The sequence below is a fragment of the Pseudomonas sp. Pseusp15 genome (assembly GCF_059492165.1).
The window spans coordinates 6139314-6153586 of the sequence record NZ_CP168523.1; the positions used below are offsets into that span (position 1 = coordinate 6139314).

Annotated in this window: 15 protein-coding genes; 12 read left to right on the forward strand and 3 right to left on the reverse strand. The window is 60.8% G+C overall.

The window, feature by feature from the left end:
* Nucleotide 1 precedes the first annotated feature (1 nt).
* From nadD to ACEN8R_RS27855, 12 genes are all read left to right on the forward strand, one after another.
* On the forward strand, nt 2–691 hold the full coding sequence (gene nadD / locus ACEN8R_RS27800) for a nicotinate-nucleotide adenylyltransferase (protein WP_018925751.1): 690 nt from the start codon (nt 2–4) through the stop codon (nt 689–691).
* A 72-nt stretch (nt 692–763) separates the two neighbouring features.
* Entirely contained in the window at nt 764–1258 is a 495-nt protein-coding gene (gene rsfS / locus ACEN8R_RS27805; protein ID WP_018925752.1) for a ribosome silencing factor, read from the forward strand.
* A 9-nt stretch (nt 1259–1267) separates the two neighbouring features.
* Nucleotides 1268–1735, forward strand: a complete 468-nt coding sequence (gene rlmH, locus ACEN8R_RS27810) for a 23S rRNA (pseudouridine(1915)-N(3))-methyltransferase RlmH (protein ID WP_007937439.1) — start codon at nt 1268–1270, stop codon at nt 1733–1735.
* Between the two features lie 10 nt (nt 1736–1745).
* Entirely contained in the window at nt 1746–3641 is a 1896-nt protein-coding gene (mrdA, locus tag ACEN8R_RS27815; protein ID WP_018925753.1) for a penicillin-binding protein 2, read from the forward strand.
* Nucleotides 3642–3672: 31 nt separating this feature from the next.
* The gene (rodA, locus tag ACEN8R_RS27820; RefSeq protein ID WP_050438283.1) at nt 3673–4776 is read left to right on the forward strand and encodes a rod shape-determining protein RodA; all 1104 of its coding nucleotides are present in this window, start codon (nt 3673–3675) and stop codon (nt 4774–4776) included.
* Between the two features lie 17 nt (nt 4777–4793).
* The gene (mltB, locus tag ACEN8R_RS27825; RefSeq protein WP_018925755.1) at nt 4794–5804 is read left to right on the forward strand and encodes a lytic murein transglycosylase B; all 1011 of its coding nucleotides are present in this window, start codon (nt 4794–4796) and stop codon (nt 5802–5804) included.
* Complete coding sequence (locus ACEN8R_RS27830; RefSeq protein WP_026286382.1) at nt 5804–6814, forward strand: septal ring lytic transglycosylase RlpA family protein; 1011 nt, start codon at nt 5804–5806, stop codon at nt 6812–6814. The genes mltB and ACEN8R_RS27830 overlap by 1 nt, the downstream gene beginning before the upstream one ends.
* Nucleotides 6815–6996: 182 nt before the next feature.
* A complete protein-coding gene (locus tag ACEN8R_RS27835; protein ID WP_018925757.1) occupies nt 6997–8154 on the forward strand; it encodes a D-alanyl-D-alanine carboxypeptidase family protein in 1158 nt (385 codons plus the stop codon).
* 83 nt (nt 8155–8237) lie between these two features.
* On the forward strand, nt 8238–8513 hold the full coding sequence (locus ACEN8R_RS27840) for a DUF493 domain-containing protein (protein ID WP_003215438.1): 276 nt from the start codon (nt 8238–8240) through the stop codon (nt 8511–8513).
* A complete protein-coding gene (lipB, locus tag ACEN8R_RS27845) occupies nt 8513–9160 on the forward strand; it encodes a lipoyl(octanoyl) transferase LipB (RefSeq protein WP_007937425.1) in 648 nt (215 codons plus the stop codon). Before ACEN8R_RS27840 ends, lipB begins: the two co-directional genes overlap by 1 nt.
* 1 nt (nt 9161) lies before the next feature.
* Nucleotides 9162–10184 carry a lipoyl synthase gene (lipA, locus tag ACEN8R_RS27850; RefSeq protein ID WP_007946663.1) on the forward strand — a complete coding sequence of 341 codons (1023 nt, stop codon included), beginning with the start codon at nt 9162–9164 and terminating at the stop codon, nt 10182–10184.
* A gap of 174 nt (nt 10185–10358) precedes the next feature.
* Nucleotides 10359–11306 (forward strand): S66 peptidase family protein, encoded by a 948-nt coding sequence (locus ACEN8R_RS27855; protein WP_018925758.1) that lies wholly within the window; start codon nt 10359–10361, stop codon nt 11304–11306.
* A 93-nt stretch (nt 11307–11399) separates the two neighbouring features.
* On the opposite strand, the gene ACEN8R_RS27860 is transcribed toward ACEN8R_RS27855, so the two are convergent.
* The 3 genes from ACEN8R_RS27860 to holA all read right to left on the reverse strand — a co-directional run bounded on the left by ACEN8R_RS27860 (nt 11400) and on the right by holA (nt 14241).
* A complete protein-coding gene (locus ACEN8R_RS27860; RefSeq protein ID WP_495624493.1) occupies nt 11400–12722 on the reverse strand; it encodes a lytic murein transglycosylase in 1323 nt (440 codons plus the stop codon).
* Between the two features lie 62 nt (nt 12723–12784).
* Nucleotides 12785–12949, reverse strand: coding sequence for an alternative ribosome rescue factor ArfA (gene arfA, locus ACEN8R_RS27865; protein WP_003176285.1), 165 nt, complete (start codon nt 12947–12949; stop codon nt 12785–12787).
* Between the two features lie 254 nt (nt 12950–13203).
* Complete coding sequence (gene holA / locus ACEN8R_RS27870; protein ID WP_007937416.1) at nt 13204–14241, reverse strand: DNA polymerase III subunit delta; 1038 nt, start codon at nt 14239–14241, stop codon at nt 13204–13206.
* Nucleotides 14242–14273 lie beyond the last annotated feature (32 nt).

Here is a 14273-nt window from a genome sequence, read left to right on the forward strand (position 1 = left end):
CTTGGGCGACCTCGACCCGTCAGCCCCAGTGACCGCCAGCGAGCCCCGGCCTCGACGCATTGGCGTACTGGGCGGGACCTTCGACCCGGTGCACATCGGCCATTTGCGCGGTGCGCTGGAAGTCGCCGAATCGCTGGCTCTCGATGAGTTGCGTCTGACACCCAGTGCCAGGCCGCCCCATCGGGACAAGCCGCAGGTATCGGCGAAGGACCGTCTGGCGATGGTCAAGTGCGCGGTGGCCGGTGTGGCACCGTTGGTGGTGGATGCCCGCGAATTGCAGCGGGACAAGCCGTCCTACACCATCGACACCCTGGAACTGATGCGCGCCGAACTTGCCGCTTCAGACCAGGTTTTTCTGCTTTTGGGCTGGGACGCATTTTGCGGCCTGCCCACTTGGCACCGCTGGGAAGAGTTGCTCCAGCATTGCCACATCCTGGTGCTGCAACGCCCGGATGCCGACAGCGAACCGCCGGATGCCTTGCGCAACCTGCTGGCAGCACGTTCGGTGAGCGACCCGCTGGCCCTCAAAGGGCCGAGCGGACAGATTGCATTCGTCTGGCAGACACCGCTCGCGGTATCCGCCACCCAGATCCGTCAACTGCTGGCCAGCGGTAAGTCGGTACGTTTCCTGGTGCCCGACGCGGTCCTGGCCTACATCGATGCGCACGGACTTTACCGTGCGTCGAACTGAAAAAGGGCGCGCTTCAAGGCACGTGAATGCGTGTATCGAAGCGCCCGAACATACGAGCAAAACGAGTTTTATATGACTGACAAAGAAGTAAACAAAGTAAAGCGCAAGGGCACATTCAAGAGCGCACCGCTGCCAGTAGAAGCACCAACTGGCGCGCCACTGGCCGGCGAAGAGCTGGTCAAGGTTGCCGTAGCAGCCCTGGAAGACGTCAAGGCCCAGGACATCCAGGTGATCGACGTTCGTGAAAAGCAGAGCATCACTGACTACATGATCATCGCCACCGGTACGTCCAACCGCCAGATCGGCGCGATGCTGGACAAGGTCCGCGAAGCCGTCAAAGCCCAAGGCGTCAAGCCGCTGGGTGAAGAAGGCAAGGGCGACAGCGACTGGGTGCTGCTGGATATGGACGACGTCATCGTGCACATGATGACCGCCTCGGCGCGCCAGTTCTATGACCTGGAACGCCTGTGGGCCGGCGCCGAGCAAAGCCGTTCTGCCAGCGCTGCACACCACAGCCCTGAGAACACTCATGAGCATTTCACCAAGCTCAACAAAGACCAGCAATAAGGGAACGCTGTGCGACTGCGACTGATCGCCGTCGGTTCACGCATGCCCAAGTGGGTGGAAGAAGGCTGGCATGAATATGCCAAGCGTCTTCCTTCCGAGCTGGCGCTGGAACTGGTGGAAATTCCGCTCAACACCCGCGGCAAGAACGCTGACGTGGCGCGCTTTATCCGTCAGGAAGGCGAAGCCATGCTGGCCAAGGTCGGGCCGAACGAGCGCGTTGTCACCCTCGAAGTCCACGGCAAGCCCTGGAGCACCGAGCAACTGGCGGTCGAACTCGATCGCTGGCGGCTGGACTCGCGCACGGTGAATTTCATGGTCGGCGGCCCCGAGGGGCTGGCGCCGGAAGTCTGTGCCCGGGCGGATCAACGTTGGTCGTTGTCGCCGTTGACGTTGCCGCACCCGCTGGTGCGGATTCTGATCGGCGAACAGCTGTATCGTGCCTGGACAGTGCTGTCCGGCCACCCTTACCACAAGTAGTTCTGCCCTCATGTCCCAGCCGATCCGCATCAAGGACCACGAAAAAGACGCCCGTCTGGTGCGTGGCCGCGTCGTGTTCGGGGCTATTGCGGTAGTGACGCTGATAGGCGTGCTGATCGCGCGGCTGTATTTCCTGCAGGTGATCCAGTACGAGTACCACTCGACCCTGTCGGAAAACAACCGCGTCCATGTGCAGCCGATTCCGCCGACTCGCGGACTGATCTACGACCGCAATGGCGTGGTGGTGGCCGATAACCGGCCCAGCTTCAGCCTGAGCATGACTCGCGAACGCTCCGGCGACTGGCAGCAAGTGCTCGATGTGATCGTCGAAGTGCTTGAGCTGACGCCCGAGGACCGGGTGATCTTCGAGAAGCGTATGCGTCAGGGGCGTCGGCCGTTCGAGCCGGTGCCGATCCTGTTCGAGCTGACCGAAGAGCAGATCGCCCGCATCGCGGTGAACCAGTTCCGTCTGCCGGGTGTGGAAGTGGTCGCACAGCTGGTTCGTCACTATCCGCAGGGCGCGCACTTTGCGCACTCAGTGGGATATATGGGGCGGATCAACGAGAAAGAGCTCAAGTCTCTGGACCCGGTGAGTTACAGCGGCACCCATCAAATTGGCAAAACCGGCATCGAGCGCTTCTACGAGCCCGAATTGCACGGTCAGGTTGGTTACGAAGAAGTCGAGACTAACGCCCGTGGCCGCGTGCTGCGGGTACTCAAGCGTACCGAACCGATTTCCGGCAAGGACATCGTCCTGAGCCTGGACATCAAATTGCAGGAAGCCGCCGAAGCCGCACTTGGCGGTCGCCGTGGCGCGGTCGTGGCGCTGGATCCGGCGACCGGCGAAGTGCTGGCGATGGTCAGCCAGCCGAGTTTCGACCCGAACCTGTTCGTCACCGGCATCAGTTTCAAAGCTTACTCCGAGCTGCGTGACTCCATCGACCGGCCACTGTTCAACCGCGTGCTGCGCGGTCTGTACCCGCCGGGCTCGACCATCAAGCCGGCGGTGGCGATTGCCGGCCTGGATGCGGGCGTGGTCACGGCGTCGACCCGGGTGTTCGACCCGGGCTACTACATGCTGCCCAACTACGATCACAAGTACCGCAACTGGAACCGTACCGGTGACGGCTTTGTCGATCTAGACACGGCGATCATGCGTTCCAACGACACCTACTTCTATGACCTGGCGCACAAGCTGGGGATTGATCGGTTGTCGTCCTACCTGAGCAAATTCGGCATTGGCCAGAAGGTCTCCCTGGACATGTTCGAAGAGTCGCCGGGGCTGATGCCGACACGGGAATGGAAGCGCGTGACCCGTCGTCAGGCCTGGTTCCCGGGCGAGACGCTGATTCTGGGGATCGGGCAGGGCTATATGCAGTCCACTCCGTTGCAACTGGCGCAGGCCACGGCACTGGTGGCCAACAAGGGTGTCTGGAATCGTCCGCACCTGGCCAAGACCATCGAGGGCGAGAAGCCGAAGGATGAAAATCCGATGCCGGACATTATCCTGCGCGACCCTTCGGACTGGACCAAGGTCAATCACGGCATGCAACAGGTGATGCACGGTGCCCGGGGTACGGCGCGCAAGGCATCGATCGGCGCGCAATACCGGATCGCCGGCAAAAGTGGTACGGCCCAGGTGGTCGCGATCAAACAGGGCGAGAAGTACGACCGCTCCAAGGTGCAGGAGCGCCACCGCGACCACGCCTTGTTCGTCGGCTTCGCGCCGGCCGACAACCCGAAAATCGTGGTGTCGGTGATGGTCGAGAACGGCGAGTCCGGCTCCGGCGTCGCCGCTCCGGTGGTGCGTCAAGTGATGGACGCCTGGCTCCTCGACCAGGACGGCCGACTGAAAGCCGAATACGCCAGCCCTATCAGTGCGGAGGCTACGGCCCGTGAAGAATAATTTCGATCGCATGCTCTCCAGCGAGGATGTGATGCGTCGCCGTGCGACGCTGTTGCAACGCCTGCACATCGACGGCCCGCTGCTGATCCTGCTGCTGACCCTCGCCGCCGGCAGCCTGTTCGTGCTGTATTCGGCCAGCGGCAAGAGCTGGGATCTGCTGGCCAAGCAAGCCACTTCCTTCGGCATCGGCCTGGTATCGATGATCGTCATCGCCCAGTTCGAACCGCGCTTCATGGCCCGCTGGGTGCCGCTCGGCTATGTGGTCGGCGTGATCTTGCTGGTGGTGGTGGACGTCATGGGCCATAACGCCATGGGGGCCACCCGCTGGATCAATATCCCCGGGGTGATCCGCTTCCAGCCCTCGGAATTCATGAAGATCCTGATGCCGGCGACCATCGCCTGGTACCTGGCCAAGCGTTCCTTGCCACCCCAGCTCAAGCACGTGGGGATCAGTCTGGTGCTGATCGGTGTCCCGTTCATTCTGATCGTGCGTCAGCCCGACCTTGGCACTTCGTTGCTGATTCTCGCCGGGGGCGCGTTCGTGCTGTTCATGGGTGGCCTGCGCTGGCGCTGGATCCTCAGCGTGATTGCCGCCGCCGTGCCGGTGGCCGTGGCGATGTGGTTCTTCATCATGCACGACTATCAAAAGCAGCGAATCCTGACCTTCCTCGACCCCGAAAGCGATCCGCTGGGCACGGGCTGGAACATCATTCAGTCGAAAGCGGCCATCGGCTCCGGTGGCGTGTTCGGCAAGGGCTGGTTACTCGGTACCCAGTCGCACCTGGACTTCCTGCCAGAAAGCCACACCGACTTCATTATTGCGGTGCTGGGTGAAGAGTTCGGTCTGGTGGGGATCTGCGCATTGTTGCTGATTTACCTGTTGTTGATCGGTCGCGGGCTGGTGATTACCGCCCAGGCCCAGACATTGTTCGGCAAGTTGCTTGCGGGCAGCCTGACCATGACGTTTTTTGTTTACGTTTTCGTCAACATCGGTATGGTCAGTGGCCTGTTGCCGGTGGTAGGGGTGCCGTTGCCGTTCATTAGCTACGGAGGAACTTCGCTGGTGACGCTACTGTCAGCGTTTGGGGTTTTGATGTCGATCCATACCCATCGCAAGTGGATCGCGCAGGTTTGAATAAGGTGAAGATTTCAATGCAAGTAATGCGTGGCTGGGCGACTCGATACGCACCGTGGGTCGGCCTGGTGAGCATCCTTGGTTCCGTGCAGGAAGCATTGGCCGGCGATTACGAAGGCTCACCCCAGGTGGCCGAGTTCGTTGGTGAAATGACCCGTGACTACGGCTTTGCCGGTGAACAGCTGATGGGCGTGTTCCGCGAAGCCGAGCGCAAACAGTCGATTCTGGACGCGATCTCCAAACCCGCCGAACGCGTCAAGCAGTGGAAAGAATATCGCCCGATGTTCATCACCGACGCGCGCATCGCCCGTGGCGTGGACTTCTGGCGTCAGCACGAGGCGGTGCTGGCCCGTGCGGAGCAGGAATACGGTGTGCCGGCGCAGGTGATCGTCTCGATTATCGGCGTCGAGACCTTTTTTGGTCGCAATACCGGTAATTATCGGGTGATCGACGCCTTGTCGACCCTGGGTTTCGACTATCCTCCCCGTGCTGATTTCTTCCGCAAGGAGTTGCGTGAATTCCTGCTGCTGGCCCGTGAAGAGCAGGTCGACCCGTTGACCCTCAAAGGCTCCTACGCCGGGGCCATGGGCTTGCCGCAATTCATGCCGAGCAGTTTTCGCGCCTATGCGGTGGATTTCGACGGTGACGGCCACATTAATATCTGGACCAACCCCGATGATGCCATCGGCAGCGTCGCCAGTTATTTCAAGCAACACGGCTGGGTCGCCGGCGAACCTGTGGTCAGCCGTGCCGATGTGCGCGGCGATCAGGTGGACGACGGGTTGACCGACGGCATCGAACCTACGAAAACCGTCGGGGAGTTGCGGGCGCTGGGCTGGTCGAGTCATGATGCGCTGCGCGATGATATGCCGGTCACGGCTTTCCGCCTGGAAGGTGACAATGGCCCTGAATACTGGATGGGCCTGACGAATTTTTACGCGATCACGCGTTATAACCGCAGCGTGATGTACGCCATGGCCGTACATCAACTGTCTGAACAGCTGGTCCAAGCACGGGGCGTCAAGTAATGCGGGCATTGCCTATGAATAAACCCCTGAAGCTCATGGCATTCGCCGCGTTGGCGGTGCTGGTCGCCAGTTGTTCGACCAGCCGCTCACCGACTCAGAAGTCTTCCACCGCCGTTCGTTCGGCCCCCGGCCTGGATATCAACCGGGCGCACAAGGATGGCGCACCCTGGTGGGACGTCGACGTATCGCGCATCCCGGATGCCACGCCGACCCTGCACAGCGGTCCTTATAAAGCCAACCCGTACACCGTGCTGGGCAAGACCTATTTCCCGCTGCAGGAATCCAAGACCTACGTCGCGTCGGGCACGGCGTCCTGGTATGGCACCAAGTTCCACGGCCAGAACACCGCCAACGGCGAGGTGTATGACCTGTATGGCATGAGCGCCGCCCACAAGACCTTGCCACTGCCAAGTTACGTTCGGGTGACCAACCTGGACAACAACAAGACGGTGATTCTGCGGGTCAATGACCGTGGGCCGTTCTATTCGGACCGGATCATCGACTTGTCCTACGCGGCTGCCAAGAAGCTTGGCTACGCTGAAATCGGCACGGCGCGGGTCAAGGTCGAAGGCATCGACCCGCAGGAATGGTGGGCGCAGAAAGGTCGTCCGGCGCCGTTGATGCTCAACGAGCCGCAAGTGGCGCAAAATGCCGCGCCGACCGTGACTGCTTCCACTGGCACCGTCGAGCAATGGACGCCACCGCCGCAGCAACACGCCGCAGCCGTTGTGCCTGTGCAGATCGATGCAAAAAAAAACGCTTCTGTACCAGCCTCTGGCCAGTATCTGCAGGTGGGCGCGTTCGCCAACCCGGACGCTGCAGAGCTCCTGAGATCGAAGCTCAGCGGGATGGTGAGCGCTCCGGTGTTCATCAGCTCGATCGTGCGTAACCAGCAGACACTGCATCGGGTGCGCATGGGGCCGATCGGCTCTGCGGGTGAAATCCAGCAGGTGCAGAACAGCGTGCGGCTGGCCAATCTCGGTTCACCGAGCCTGGTCAGCGCCGAGTAACACGTAGTACTTGATTGACGGTTCGCTTGCGGTTTGGGGGGCGAACCGGGTTGTTGGCTCGTTGAAGAACAAAAGCCCGGCAAGGGTTACAGAGTGAGCAACTGAACACGTGACAGCTTTTTGAAAAGTTGTCTGATTAGTTTTGCCCTAGGGCAGTTTCCATTAGCGATTTCGAGAGACGGATGAACATCACCACCTTTGCCAAACGCCTGTGCCTGCTAGTCCCGCTGCTTCTCTCACCCGCGGCTTTCGCGGTCGAGATGATGCCGTCGCCACCGCAATTGGCCGCCAAAGCCTACGTACTCATGGACGCCAGCAGCGGCAACGTGCTGGTAGAGAACAACGGTGACCAGCGTCTGCCGCCGGCCAGCCTGACCAAGCTGATGACCGCGTACATCGCGACCCTGGAAATCCGTCGTGGCCAGATCGGCGAAAACGATCCGGTGACCGTCAGCGAGAACGCCTGGCGTACCGGTGGTTCGCGGATGTTCATCAAGGTCGGCTCGCAAGTTACCGTCAGCGACCTGCTGCACGGCATCATCATTCAGTCGGGCAACGATGCCAGTGTTGCGCTCTCCGAGCACATCGCCGGCAGCGAAGACGCATTCGCCGACCTGATGAACAAAACCGTTGCTGATCTGGGCATGACCAATACCCACTTCATGAACCCGACCGGTCTGCCGAACCCGGAGCACTACTCGTCGGCTCACGACATGGCCGTACTGGCTCGCGCGATCATCCACGAAGACCCGGCTCACTACGCGATCTACTCGCAGAAAGAGTTCTTCTGGAACGGCATCAAGCAGCCTAACCGCAACCTGCTGCTGTGGCGCGACAAGACTGTCGACGGTCTGAAAACCGGTCACACCGACGAAGCCGGCTACTGCATGGTGTCTTCGGCCGTACGTGATGGCATGCGCCTGATCGCCGTGGTGTTCGGCACCAACAGCGAAGTGGCTCGTGCTGCCGAAACCCAGAAGCTGCTGACTTACGGTTTCCGCTTCTTCGAAACCCAGACCTTCTATCAGAAAGGCGCCGAGCTGGCTCAGGCACCTGTCTGGAAAGGCACCACCAATCAAGTCAAGGCCGGCCTGGCTGAAGACCTGACCATGACCTTGCCAAAAGGCCAGCTGAAGAAGCTTGCTGCCAGCATGACCATGAACCCGCAACTGGTTGCACCCATCGCCAAGGGCGACGTGATCGGTAAAGTCGAAGTGAAACTGGACGACAAAGTGGTGCACAGCGCCGATCTGATCGCTCTGGACGCAGTCGACGAGGGTGGTATCTTCCGCCGCATGTGGGATAGCATCCGTCTATTCTTCTACGGCTTGTTCAACTGATAGTGTGCACCTGCAAGGCCCCACGCTGATCCGGCGTGGGGCCTTGCTGTCGCCACGGCTTACGCTTACGAGGCCGTTACGCCATGACCGATACCGAAGTAAAGGCGCCTAAGATCGAATTCCCCAACGTTGATTACCCGGTTAAGGTGATCAGCGATACGGGTGTGGGCAACAAAGACAAGATCATCGAGATCGTCAAGAAACACGCGACGATCAACCATGACCGCGTTGATGAGCGCCAAAGCACCAACGGCAAGTACACCACGATTCAGTTGCACATCGTCGCCACCGACCAGGACCAGCTGTACAACATCAACAGCGAACTGCGGGCTACCGGCTTCGTGCACATGGTGCTGTGATGCCTGGCACGCTGGGCTTTCGCGAACTTGGCCAGATGGCTTACGAGCCGGTCTGGCATGCCATGCAACGCTTCACCAACGAACGCGGCAGCGATGCCGCCGACGAGATCTGGCTGGTTGAGCACCCGCCGGTGTTCACCCAGGGCCAGGCCGGCAAGGCTGAACACCTGTTGCTGCCAGGCGATATTCCGGTGGTGCAGGTCGACCGCGGTGGGCAGGTGACCTACCACGGTCCGGGCCAGTTGGTGGCCTACCTGTTGCTGGATGTGCGCAAGCTGGGGTTCGGCGTGCGTGACCTGGTCAGCCGCATGGAGCAGTGCCTGATCGAGTTGCTGGCCAGTTACGGCGTGACCGCATCCGCCAAGCCGGATGCACCGGGTGTCTATGTCGATGGCGCGAAAATCGCGTCCTTGGGGCTGCGGATCCGCCACGGTTGTTCCTTTCATGGCCTGGCCCTGAACGTGGATATGAACCTGGAACCGTTTCGACGGATTAATCCCTGCGGCTATGCCGGGCTGGCGATGACCCAGCTGCGCGATCACGCAGGACCGATTGAATTTGCCGAGGTAAGTGCCCGGCTGCGCGCGCAGCTCGTCAAACACCTCGACTATGCTGAGCAGACGACCCTAACGGGCGGAATCGATTGATATGACTACTGATGCAGTGCAAACCATGATCCCGACGCTCGATGTCACCGAGCGTCCGGCCCCGCGTGCCAAGGTTGAAGCCGGCGTCAAGCTGCGCGGCGCCGAGAAGGTTGCACGCATCCCGGTGAAGATCATCCCGACCACCGAACTGCCGAAGAAACCTGACTGGATTCGCGTGCGCATCCCGGTTTCCCCGGAAGTCGACCGCATCAAGGCCTTGCTGCGCAAACACAAGCTGCACAGCGTTTGCGAAGAAGCATCCTGCCCGAACCTGGGCGAGTGCTTCTCCGGCGGCACCGCGACCTTCATGATCATGGGCGATATCTGCACCCGTCGTTGCCCGTTCTGCGACGTTGGCCATGGTCGTCCGAAGCCACTGGACGTGAACGAGCCGGAAAGCCTGGCCATTGCCATCGCCGACCTGAAACTGAAATACGTGGTCATCACCTCGGTAGACCGTGACGACCTGCGTGACGGTGGTGCCCAGCACTTTGCCGACTGCATCCGCGAAATACGCAAACTGTCGCCGAACGTACAGCTCGAAACCCTGGTCCCGGACTACCGTGGCCGCATGGACGTCGCACTGGAAATCACCGCCGCCGAGCCGCCAGATGTGTTCAACCACAACCTGGAAACCGTGCCGCGCCTGTACAAGGCTGCGCGTCCGGGGTCGGATTACCAGTGGTCGCTGACCCTGCTGCAACGCTTCAAGCAGATGATGCCGCACATTCCGACCAAGTCCGGCCTGATGCTGGGTCTGGGCGAAACCGACGAAGAAGTCATCGAAGTCATGAAACGCATGCGCGAACACGACATCGACATGCTGACCCTGGGCCAGTACCTGCAACCGTCCCGCAGCCACTTGCCGGTCCAGCGCTTCGTGCACCCGGACACCTTCGCCTGGTTTGCCGAGGAAGGTTACAAGATGGGCTTCAAGAACGTCGCTTCCGGCCCGCTGGTACGCTCCTCGTACCACGCCGACGAGCAGGCGAAGCTGGTCAAGGCCGAATTGATGTCGTCCTGATTCCGCGCTGAGAAAAGAGCACGCCCGCAAGGTTAGTCCTTGCGGGCGTTTTCATTGGCGGTGCCCACATCCTCTGCAGGCTTTTCCTGCAAGCCGTGGTGCGACTGACCCTCTTTTGTTTATTCCCGTTCCTGACTACTGTGTGCTGAAGCATTCACACAGGGAGAATCATGGATGACTGCTCGACCGACCCACACCCTTTGTCCTCACGTCCCTGTTCCGGCCTTGCCGCCTGCAGGGCTGATCGGCGTCATTGCGCCTGCCGGCCCCGCTGCCCTGGACACCGATAAAGCGATTGCCTGGATGCGCGCTCGCGGCTATTCGCTGCGAGTGTTCCCCGGCGTTTACGAGAAAGACGGCTACCTGGCCGGCAGCGACGATGTGCGACTCAATGACTTGCACGCGGCATTTACCGACAGCGAGGTCGACGCCATCATCTGTTTGCGTGGCGGTTACGGTACGCCGCGTTTGCTCGATCGGATCGATTTCGAGTTACTGCGCAACAATGCCAAACCGTTCATCGGCTATAGCGATATCACTGCACTGCATCTGGCAATCAGCCGTTATGCGGGGTTCGTGACGTTTCACGGCCCGATGCTCAATGCTGACCTGCTGGGTGACAAGCAGAAACCCACCGAGTCCTCGTTTTTCAACATGTTGCGCGGGCAAGTGACGGCGGACAGCGTGCTGGCGCACCCGGTGGCCTACCCGTTGACGACCGTCTCGCCAGGCATTGCTCACGGGCGTTTGCTGGGGGGCAATCTGTCGATGATCGCCGCGACCATGGGCACGCCTTACGAGATCGACGCCGAGGGCGCCATCCTGTTCATCGAAGACATCAACGAGCCGCTTTATCGCATTGATCGGCTGCTGACCCACTTGCGTTTGGCCGGCACGCTGCACAAGTTGCGCGGGGTTCTGGTGGGGGATGTGGCGGGCGTGGACACAATCGCGCTGGAGGGCTTGCTCAAGCAGACCTTCGCGTCGTTGCGCATACCCGTGCTGGCGGGGTGGCGCAGCGGGCATTGCGATCCGAACCTGACGTTGCCGATGGGGGCACTGGTCAGGCTGGATGCGGGGAGCAAGACGTTGGTGTTGGAGCAGGATGTGGTGATCAAGTAACAACACATCGCAAAAAAGATCGCAGCCTTCGGCAGTTCCTGCAGGTGTACACAAAACCCTGTAGGCGCTGTCGAAGGCTGCGATCTTTTGCTTTTAGCGGTTACGCAAACCTTCGAGCAACTTGTGCGTAGGGTACCCATCCGCCGGCCAGCCAAACGACTGCTGCGCGCTGCGGATTGCTTTACGGGTATTGGCGCCGATGATGCCGTCGGGGGTGCCGGCGTCATAGTTCCGGGCGCTCAGCAGGGTTTGCAGCTCGATTCGCTCGGTACGGCTCAGCGGCAAGTCATCTTTTGGCCATAGACCGTTGATCAGGCCACCGCCATTGAAACGCTCAGACAACAAGCTCACGCCCAAGGCGTAGGACGAAGAGTTGTTGTACTTGAGGATTGCTCGGAAGTTATCGAAGATCAGGAATGCCGGGCCGCGATAGCCTGCCGGCAGGAGCAGGGCGGCCGACAGGTGTTCGGAACCGGCCGGAACCTGGGCACCATTGGGCAGGGTGACCCCCAGTTGCTGCCACTCGGCGACGCTTTTGCGAATCGCGCCATCGGCCAGGACGTAATTGAAGCTGCTCGGCAGTTGGACTTCGAAGCCCCACGGCTGGCCTTTCTGCCAGCCGGAGCTTTGCAGGTAGTGCGCGGTCGAGGCCAGTGCATCAGCGGCGCTGTTCCAGATGTCACGGCGGCCATCGCCGTCGAAGTCTACGGCGTGGGTGTTGTAGGTGGTCGGGATGAACTGGGTCTGGCCCATGGCACCCGCCCAGGAGCCGAGCATTTTCTCGGGTTCAATATCACCCTGTTGCAGGATTTGCAGGGCAGCGATCAGCTGCGCATGAGCAAAGCCTGGGCGTCGACCTTCATAGGCCAGGGTTGCCAGGGAGTTGATCACAGACTTGTTACCCTGGAACTGACCGAAGTTACTCTCCATGCCCCACACCGCGACCAGTGCCTGACGGTCGACGCCATAGCGCTGCTCGATGCTTTGCAGGATATCGGCGTACTGGCTGACCAGTGCCTGACCTTTGCGTACCCGCAGCGGCGACAGCGCGCCATCGAGGTATTCCCACACCGGACGAGTAAATTCCGGCTGGCTGCGGTCGGCACGGATCACGCTGGCGTCCAAGCTGACATTGGCAAAGGCACGGTCGAACAGGTCGGCGCGAATGCCGGCGGCGAGGGCGTCTTTGCGAAAACCCGACTGCCATTCGGCAAAGGTCTGGGTGGGCTGGATGTCGAGATCCTCACCGGTCGGAACCACCGGCGGAACGACCGCAGGGGCCGTGGCAAAGGCTTGGGTTTGAAGCGGCTGGGCGTCGGCGGCGGTGGGTTTTTCCGCGCAGGCGACAAGCAGAACGAGGCTGGAGGCAGCTATCAATTGGCGAAGGTGCCAACGACGGGAAAGACAAAGGGGCATGCACAGGTCCAGAGGATACGAATCAGGTGCAGACCTTAACATGTTGAGCGATGGCTTGCCTTTCAGGCTGCCAGAAAGTAAGAAGCCTCCCAGCTATTAGACTGGAAGGCTTCGCGGCGGTAGCTGCCTTTGCCCTTGCCGGCTCGTTCCTGACGGCTGCGGAACAGTGGCTGGGCGATGATGGATTTGGCCTTGTTGGGGCCATGCTTGGATGGCTTTTTACTCATGATGATTTCTCGCAAGTGAGTGGATTTTGCGGGACAAATCATCGGCCGAAGTTGGGGTTCTGTCTAGTCCCCAGGATGTGTAGGAAATGATGACCTGTGGCGAGGGAGCTTGCTCCCGTTCGGCTGCGGAGCAGTCGTAAACCCGGTGAACTTGGATTACCTGAAGCGTCGCGGTGTCTGGTTTTGGGGTCGCTTCGCAACCCAGCGGGAGCAAGCTCCCTCGCCACAGCGGTTGGTACAGGCTGAAAAACAGGTTATTCGGCAGGCAACGACAATCTCTGCCCAGCCATCAACAACGTCAACCGGCTCAAACTCATCCAGGGTGAACCCGCCGCCTGGCCTTTGATCTGCGCGTCGATGCGCTGTGCTTCAAGCAGCAATTGCGCCCAGCGTTGTGCCGAGTAGCGTTGCAGTGCCTTGCTCATCAGTGGTTTGCGCTTGTCCCAGACCGGCGGTCGGGCCTGGCTGAAGGCTTTGTCCAGCGGCACGCCCTGGCTGTATTGCAGCGACAGGTTGGCCAGCAGGCGCAGTTCACGGGCCAGCGCCCAGAGAATCACCGGCGGTTCGACGCCTTCGCCGCGCAGCCCTTCGAGCATGCGCAGGGCATGAGCGGCTTCGCCGTTGAGGATCGCGTCGGTCAAGCCGAAGACGTCGAAGCGCGCGCTGTCGGCCACCGCCGCTTGCACGGTTTCGACGGTGATCTGACCACCTTCGGCCATCAGCTTGAGCTTTTCGATTTCCTGGGCGGCAGCCAGCAAGTTGCCTTCGACCCGAGCGGCGATCAGTTCGACGGCGTCCTGGCTGGCGGAAAGCCCGGCCTGGGACAGTCGTTGACGAATCCAGCTCGGCAACTGGTTGGTGTCCACGGGCCAGATTTGCACGAACTGGGTCTGCGGACCTTCGACCAGCGCCTTGCCCCACTTGGTTTTCTGCGCACTGCCATCAAGCTTGGGCAGGCTGATCAGCAGTAGCGTGTCTTCTGCCGGGCGCGAGCAGTACTCGATGAGCGCGGCGGCGCCTTTGTCACCAGGTTTGCCGGAGGGCAGACGCAGTTCCAGAAGACGTTTTTCGGCGAACAGCGACATGCTTGCACCAGCCTGCAGCAGCGTACCCCAGTCGAAACTGGCGTCGGCGGCGAAGACCTGGCGTTCATCGAAACCTTGTTGGCGAGCAGCGGCGCGAATGGCGTCGGCGGCTTCCTGGCACAGCAGTGGGTCATCGCCACTGATGATGTAGACCGGTGCAAGAGCGCCTTGCAGGTGTTTACCGAGTTGGGCGGGGGCGAGTTTCATAAGAGGAGGCGAACGGGGCGCCTGAGCGCCCC

Excerpts from the sequence above, each read along its gene's own strand:
- ACEN8R_RS27855 (WP_018925758.1), top strand. The coding sequence starts at position 10,359 with ATGACTGCTCGACCGACCCACACCCTTTGTCCTCACGTCCCTGTTCCG.
- ACEN8R_RS27840 (WP_003215438.1), top strand. The coding sequence starts at position 8,238 with ATGACCGATACCGAAGTAAAGGCGCCTAAGATCGAATTCCCCAACGTT.
- rodA (WP_050438283.1), top strand. The coding sequence starts at position 3,673 with ATGCGTCGCCGTGCGACGCTGTTGCAACGCCTGCACATCGACGGCCCG.
- mrdA (WP_018925753.1), top strand. The coding sequence starts at position 1,746 with ATGTCCCAGCCGATCCGCATCAAGGACCACGAAAAAGACGCCCGTCTG.
- lipA (WP_007946663.1), top strand. The coding sequence starts at position 9,162 with ATGACTACTGATGCAGTGCAAACCATGATCCCGACGCTCGATGTCACC.
- ACEN8R_RS27830 (WP_026286382.1), top strand. The coding sequence starts at position 5,804 with ATGCGGGCATTGCCTATGAATAAACCCCTGAAGCTCATGGCATTCGCC.
- rsfS (WP_018925752.1), top strand. The coding sequence starts at position 764 with ATGACTGACAAAGAAGTAAACAAAGTAAAGCGCAAGGGCACATTCAAG.
- lipB (WP_007937425.1), top strand. The coding sequence starts at position 8,513 with ATGCCTGGCACGCTGGGCTTTCGCGAACTTGGCCAGATGGCTTACGAG.
- arfA (WP_003176285.1), bottom strand. The coding sequence starts at position 12,949 with ATGAGTAAAAAGCCATCCAAGCATGGCCCCAACAAGGCCAAATCCATC.
- ACEN8R_RS27860 (WP_495624493.1), bottom strand. The coding sequence starts at position 12,722 with ATGCCCCTTTGTCTTTCCCGTCGTTGGCACCTTCGCCAATTGATAGCT.
- ACEN8R_RS27835 (WP_018925757.1), top strand. The coding sequence starts at position 6,997 with ATGAACATCACCACCTTTGCCAAACGCCTGTGCCTGCTAGTCCCGCTG.
- holA (WP_007937416.1), bottom strand. The coding sequence starts at position 14,241 with ATGAAACTCGCCCCCGCCCAACTCGGTAAACACCTGCAAGGCGCTCTT.
- mltB (WP_018925755.1), top strand. The coding sequence starts at position 4,794 with ATGCAAGTAATGCGTGGCTGGGCGACTCGATACGCACCGTGGGTCGGC.